Here is a 5,969-nt window from a genome sequence, read left to right as displayed (position 1 = left end):
GCGTCCTGGCCCCGGGCCAGGGACCACAGGGCCTGCCAACCCGGATGCGCGGCCATGCGGGCCAGGTCGGCGGCGGCCTGGCGCAGGGTCGCGGCGTCCGCCGCCCGCATTTCCAGGGTCACGGCGTCGGACTCGAAGCCCCGCGAGGGATGCAGGGTAAAGGCCGTGCCCCGGCTGACGCCCCGGGCCAGGGCGGCGAAGCGCTCCTCAAGGTCCGTGAGCACGGGATAGCGGGCGCTCTTGGCCGCGGCGGACAGCCGGGCGATCAGGTCGTTGGGGGACAGCCCCTGGTCCGCGCGCACCCCGGCCAGGGCCGCGTCGGCCGTCTCGGACAGGCGACGCCCCGAGGCCCGGGCCGCCTCGCGCAAGGGGGTCACGAACCGGGCCAGGGTGTTGGCCGACCAGCGGGCGGCGGTGAGCCACGGCCACAGGGCGTCGAGATCCTCCCGGGCCATGGCGGCCAGAACCTGCGCCCCGGCCAGGGGCACGGTCCCGGAGAAAAGCAGTTCGTCGGCCTTTTCGGGAAGCGACAGCCAGTCCGTCAGACGGCGCGACCCGGCGCGAAGGGCCGGTCCCAGATACGGCCCGGCCAGCCGCACAAACTCGGGCACAGGGACATGGGCCGAAAAATAGCGCCCGGCCTTGACCAGCATGGCCTCGTCGACGGCGCGGCCCATGTTGGAGGCCAGGTAGACCAGCCCGCGCCAGACCTCGGGGCTGTGCCCGCACCCGGGGCCGGGCCAGGCGATGATCCGGGCCTCCAGGGTGCGGCCGGGAAGGCGGCGCAGGGCCAAAGCCCTGGCCCGTCCGGCCAGGATGCGCGGCCGATCGTCCACGATTTCGGCCAGGGCCGGGACCAACTGGCCCAGTTCGTCCAGGGAGCGGGTAAGGGCGTCGTCCGGCGGGTTGTCCCAAAAAAGGCTGTCGCCCGAGACGTCCGCGTCCCGGGGGTGGATGGCGAGATGCTGCACGGTGGCGGTATCCTTCTGGAAAGCGCGGGGATTCTCAATTGTTACGATCTTGACATTGGATGACGCCTGTTCGTATATCCCGGAATTCGTGGAAAACCAAGATTCATGGATTGATGACAAAGCCCCGGCCGGGGCTTTGCGCCGCCAGCGGCGGCATCCGCCGCCGACGTTTTCGGAGGCCTCCTCGGGGCGGCAACCGGAAAAATCCCGCTGAAGGCGGGTTTTGGGCCGACGCGAACGCGACCTTGGGCGTCGGCAGTCACTACGGAAACCGTAGGGCGGACGGCGGGCGTGATCACCGTTTCCTACGGCCCCTCAACCCCTAACGCAGCAAAGGGAGATGGGAATGTCGGACCTAAGCAAGCAAAGAACCTATGCGCTGGTCGGCCACGGCGGATGCGGCAAGACGTCCGTGGCCGAAATGCTGCTCTTCAACGCCGGGGCTGTAAGCCGCCTGGGGAAGATTGAGGAAGGGACCACGGCGCTCGACTACGAGCCCGAGGAGATCAAGCGCCGGGGCAGCACCCAACCCGGAATCGCCGCCTTCTCTGTTGGCAAGAACAGTCATTTCCTCATCGATACCCCGGGCGACGGCAACTTCAACGGCGATCTGCCCTATCTGCTGCGGGCCGTGGACGCGGTGGTCTTTGTGGTGGACGCCGTGGACGGGGTCAAGCCCCTGACCAAGAAGCTGTGGGGCGAGGTGGCGAAACTCGGCCTGCCCACCATCTTTTTCATCAATAAAATGGATCGCGACCGGGCCGACTTCACCATGGCCTTAAACGGCATCCGGGAAAAACTCGGGGTCAAGCCGTATCTGCAAAACATTCCCATCGGCGAGAAGGAAAATTTCAAGGGCCTGGTGAACATCCTCGAAAACAAGGCCTACCTGTTCGACGACAAGGGCGGCCAGACCGAGGGGGCGATCCCGGCCGACATGCTGGACGAGGTGGCGCACCTTCGCGACACCACGGTGGAGGAGATCGCCGTGTGTGACGAGGAGCTCATGGAGCGCTACCTGGAGGGCGGCGAGCTCTCCATGGAGGAGATGCAGGTCGCCGTGCGCCAGGCGGTCATCTGCGGCCAGTTGTATCCCGTATGCACCGGCGCGGCGCTTAAAGGCATGGGCGGCGCCCGGCTTCTGGCGGCGGTGGAGAATTACTTTCCCGGTCCCCTGGACTGCTGCGCGGGCGAAAAGACCGTCACCTCCGAGGACGGAACCACGCGCAAGGTGGGCCCGGACGAACCCGTGGCCGCCTTCGTGTTCAAGACCCTCTACGATCCCTTTGCCGGACAGTTGTCCATGGTCCGGGTGCTCACGGGCACCCTGACCCCGGACGCCGCCCTGCAAAATGTGGCCAAGGACGTGAAGGAGCGGGCCGGACAGATCCTCTTGCCGCTTGGCAAGGAGACCTCCATCTCCAAGGAGCCCATGGGCCCCGGGTCCGTGGTGGCCCTGGCCAAGCTCAAGGACACGGCCACGGGGGACACGCTTTCCGATGAGAAAAAGCCCTTTGTGCTGGCGAAACCGGGTCTGCCCGCGCCCATGAGTTCCTACGCCCTGGCCCCGGCGGAAAAGGGCGACGAGGACAAGGTGTTTGCGGCCATGGCCAAGCTTCTGGGCGAGGACGTGACGCTGACGCTGTCGCGCGACGAGGAGACCGGGGACATCCTGATCTCGGGCATGGGCCAGTCCCACCTGGAGACGGCGGTGGAGAAGGCCCGGCGCCGCTTCAAGGTGGAGCCGGTGCTCAAGGCCCCCAAGATTCCCTACCGCGAGACCTTCAGGGGCAAGGTGGAGGTGCAGGGCCGCCACAAGAAGCAGACCGGCGGCCGGGGCCAGTTCGGGGACTGCTTCGTGCGCTTCGAACACCGGAACCGGGGCGAAGGCTATGAATACGTGGACGCCATCGTGGGCGGGGCCATCCCCCGGCAGTACATCCCGGCCGTGGACAAGGGCATCCAGGAGTCGGCGGCCAGGGGCTATCTGGCCGGGTTCCCCCTGGTGGATTTTCGGGCCACGGTCTTCGACGGATCGTTCCACACCGTGGATTCCTCGGAAATGGCGTTTAAGATCGCGGGTTCCCTGGCCTTTAGGGCGGCCTGCGAGAAGCTCAAGATGTCGCTTCTGGAACCCATCGTCACGGTCACGGTGAGCTGCCCGGACGAGAACATGGGCGACATCATCGGCGATCTGTCCAGCCGCCGGGGCAAGGTGCTGGGCAGCGACTCCACGGGCGGCATCACCGAGATCCAGGCCCACGTGCCCATGGCCGAGATGCAGGAATACGGCAAGGCCCTAAGCTCCATGACCGGCGGCCAGGGGGCCTTCACCATGGTCTTTTCGAGCTATGAGGAATGCCCGCCGCCCATTGCCGAAAAGGTCATCGCCGATCACAAGAAGAAGGAAGATTAGCGGACCCGTCGCCGCACGCGATCCGTTTTTACGCCACGCGCCCCTGCCGGACATGCCCGGTGGGGGCGCTTGGTTTTTTTGGCGGAGAGGGCGCGGCGTCCAATGCCGGATGGGCGTCCCATAAAAATACGTTAGTATTTTATAGTTAGTAATTTCAAATGGTTGGTTTTTCGGCATTCGGGCGTGCGGGTTACGAGGCCACGGCACGGGATGCGTGGGCGCGTCTGGGCGCCCTGGCGCCCTGGCGTGGCATGGCCGAAAGTGGGCGGGGCGCGACCGACGCCTGTCCGGCACTGGGGCAAGCGCCCCGCGTCAGGCCTGGAGGCAGGCGGCCTCGTCCGTGGGCTGCGCCTGGGGCTGCGCGGGCTGCGCCTGGGACTGTGCGGGCTGCGCCTGGGACTGTGCGGGCTGCGCCTGCCCGCGCAGATTGTGGACGATCCGGGACAACACCCGGCGACAGGTGTCCATTTCGTCTGGAGATACCTCGGCCTCGGCCGCAAACAGGGTCAATCGCGCCAGGAAACATCCCTTTTCCAATACGTCCCTCCCCATGTCCGTAATGAGCAGCCGGTTGCACCGGCCGTCGTGGGCATGGGTTTCCCGGGCCACGTAGCCGCGCCGCTGCATGCCGGTCAAGAGGCGGCTGACGCTGGTTTTTTCCTGCAGGAGCAGAGCGGCCAGTTCGTTTTGGGTGAGGCCCTCCCTGTCGCACAGATGGGACAGGGCGCGCCATTGCTCCATGGTCACCCGCAGACCCGTCTCGTGAAACCGGCGGTTGAGGTCGGCGATCATGGCCCTGGAGGCCCAGGCCGTCAGACACAACAGCGTTTCATTTTGGATGTAGTCGTTCTGTTTCATGGGCATGGTTGCATATGCAACTTGTTGAGTTGAAGCCTGAATGAAGAGGCCTGAGCTGTGACACCATTTTTACAAAAACGATGAAACCATAAAAGCAGGAAAAACAGAAGTCCAGGCGTTTGTTTTTCGCCAGGCAAAAGTCGAATTTAGAGAGGTAATTTGATGTATAAATATCTTGACAAAGAATATTGCAATGATGAAAAACACAAGTGGATAAGAAAAAATGAATGGGTAGCGTAAAACGGCACAGTGAGGCTCGGGAAAGTCTACGAATTGAGGCTATATTTATTTTTCTATGTTGCAAGCGGCGAAATTTTTTTGTTCATGTTTCCGTGTCGCGTTATAGTTAGGGCATTTGCTGGGCTAGTAGTGAAGGAAATAGAGTTTAAGAAATGTTGTAATAATCACAAACTAAATGAAATTATCATCCTGACAGTTTTAGTTTGAATGCAGAGTTACGATAAATTTAGAAAAATATTTGCAATATTGCTCACGATATTTTGTTTTGACAAAAATAGATGGTTTGAAACCCGGCGTGTGAACGCAAGTCTGAATGGAATGTGATGGTTAGCTCTTTCGGTTAGCTGTACGGCACAAGAACTGCCATCATTTGTGGCGCGGGTATCGCGCCGACAGGATGTGCCGGATGTTCGCTGTCCAGGATGCGCCGCCGCTGGGGGGGCGCTTGAAGGGATTCAGGGAGCTGGTCCCGGAGTGATCCGGGGATGAGGGAGTTCGGGGGCTTGTCCCCGGGGCCTTTCGGCCGGGAATGGCCGCAGGCCCCTCGAAACCGGAGACGTCGGCGAAACAAGGTCTCCGGGAAGACTCATCAGGAGGGTTGACGCATGCAATGGCTCAAAAATCTCAAGATCGGCACCAAGCTCTTATCCAGCTACATCCTGCTGCTTTTGCTCATGGGCGGGGTGGGATATCTCGGCGTGACAAATATGGGCATGATCAACGGCATGCTCGACGAATTGTACACCGGCGATCTCGTTCCCATCCTGCAGATCGACGACGCCAACATCGAACTGATCAAGTTCGCCCGGAACCATTACCGGATGGTCATCTCCAGAGACCGCTCCGAGATGGAGGAGTACAATAAACACATCGAGGAAAACGTCACCAAGATGAAGAAATCCCTCGATGAATACGCCGCGAGCAACCTGTCGGAGCAGGAGAAAGACCTGCTCGGGGAATTTCGTGCCGCGTTTGAAGCCTACCGGAAATCTGCGACGAAGATTCCGGAGTTGGCCATGGCCGGGGACAAGGACGCCGCCATCGCGCATATGCTGGGTGATGCCGCCAAACTCGGCGCGGCGCCGGACGAGCTTCTGGGGCAGCTGGCCCAGGCCAATAAAGACATGGCCAAAAAATCAGCTGAAGAGAGTGACGTTGTCTACCAGCAGTCCCGAAACGTCATGTACATCATCATTGGCTGCGCCGTGCTTTTGGGCATGCTCATCGGCATCGTCCTGTCGCGCATGATCTCCAAGGGCATCAAGCAGTGCGCCGACTTCGGCCTGTCCCTGTCCAAGGGCGACCTAAGCGGCGCACTCGCCATCGACCAGAAGGACGAGGTGGGCGTTTTGGCCGACGCCATGCGCGCCGTGGCCGCCGCCGAGGGCGACGTGGCCCAGAAATTCGGGCTTTTGGCCGAAGGCGACCTGCGCATCAAGGTGGCCGAGCGTTCGGAAAAAGATACGCTTATGCGGGCCATCGTC

Annotated in this window: 4 protein-coding genes; 2 read left to right on the top strand and 2 right to left on the bottom strand. The window is 62.2% G+C overall.

Annotated features, from left to right (window positions below):
- Nucleotides 1-971 (bottom strand): chromosome partitioning protein ParB (locus tag V3572_RS04305; protein WP_332109748.1); only part of this gene is annotated, 971 nt, incomplete at its 3' end.
- 346 nt (nt 972-1,317) lie between these two features.
- Here V3572_RS04305 and V3572_RS04300 point away from each other — a divergent pair.
- Nucleotides 1,318-3,387: an elongation factor G gene (locus tag V3572_RS04300; RefSeq protein WP_332109747.1), complete on the top strand. Its 2,070-nt coding sequence runs from the start codon at nt 1,318-1,320 to the stop codon at nt 3,385-3,387.
- A 312-nt stretch (nt 3,388-3,699) separates the two neighbouring features.
- Here the strand turns inward: V3572_RS04300 and V3572_RS04295 are convergent, their stop codons facing one another.
- A complete protein-coding gene (locus V3572_RS04295; protein ID WP_332109746.1) occupies nt 3,700-4,251 on the bottom strand; it encodes a MarR family winged helix-turn-helix transcriptional regulator in 552 nt (183 codons plus the stop codon).
- 839 nt (nt 4,252-5,090) lie between these two features.
- Here V3572_RS04295 and V3572_RS04290 point away from each other — a divergent pair.
- On the top strand, nt 5,091-5,969 hold an 879-nt coding region (locus V3572_RS04290; protein WP_332109745.1), incomplete at its 3' end, for an MCP four helix bundle domain-containing protein.

The sequence above is a fragment of the Desulfolutivibrio sp. genome, from assembly GCF_036584575.1.
Lineage (GTDB): Bacteria > Desulfobacterota > Desulfovibrionia > Desulfovibrionales > Desulfovibrionaceae > Desulfolutivibrio.
Note: the sequence above shows the minus strand (reverse complement) of the source record. Positions and strands in the feature narration are given on the sequence as shown.

Coding starts and splice junctions, on each gene's coding strand:
- V3572_RS04300 (WP_332109747.1), top strand. CDS start 1,318: ATGTCGGACCTAAGCAAGCAAAGAACCTATGCGCTGGTCGGCCACGGC.
- V3572_RS04295 (WP_332109746.1), bottom strand. CDS start 4,251: ATGCCCATGAAACAGAACGACTACATCCAAAATGAAACGCTGTTGTGT.